The organism is Microvirga sp. P4_G7, from assembly GCF_056401005.1.
In genome coordinates this window covers 1-634 of sequence record NZ_JBFUKD010001127.1, presented here as the reverse complement: position 1 = coordinate 634, position 634 = coordinate 1, and the positions used below count along the sequence as shown (strand labels likewise).

The window sequence follows — 634 nt, the reverse complement described above, 5'->3', positions numbered from 1 at the left end:
AAATGGGCCGGTTCGCTATCTGATTCAACTGAATCGCGAATTCGTCCTATGTGATTCAACCTGTCGCAGGGGTGATTAACCCCCTATTGACTCTCTTTCTGAATGAGAACGAAATAAGAACATTCAAGGGAGGCCCGGATCTTAGGCCTAACGTCGTTTGTTCGCTTTTACTGGGCGGTCTGTGTCGGGATGCCAAGGTAGGAACTCAAACCGACGATGTGGCTTTATATCCGGAAGGAGCGAAAGAGTGCCAAAGTATGTGACCATTGGATATGGCGATCAGGCCGGCTATGACAGCATCGCGCCGGACATCCGCAATGCCGCACATGCCCATGATGAAGAGCTGAAAAGACGCGGCGCCCTCATGGCCATCGCGGGCAGGCCGGTCCAGGTCCGCAACCATGATGCCGTTGGCGTTGTGACCGAGGACGGCCCGTTCCTGTCGTCGTCCCTACCCGTTGCGGGCTTCGCTATCGTGGAAGCACGCGATCTCGAGGAGGCGATCGAACTCGTTTCCGGATCACCTTGCGCGGTTGCCCACGGTATCGTCGAAATCTGGCCTCTTGAAGGAACATAGCGATCCTGGCGGCGATGTATTGATCGCGGGGCGCCCTGCGGTCCCAAGCTCTGATCC

At 56.5% G+C, this 634-nt stretch carries 1 protein-coding gene; it reads left to right on the top strand.

All coding sequences use genetic code 11. The annotated features are described in order from the left end of the window. Positions 1-247 precede the first annotated feature (247 nt). The gene (locus AC1DT3_RS23445) at positions 248-577 is read left to right on the top strand and encodes a YciI family protein (protein WP_169850434.1); all 330 of its coding nucleotides are present in this window, start codon (positions 248-250) and stop codon (positions 575-577) included. The last annotated feature ends 57 nt before the right edge of the window (positions 578-634 follow it).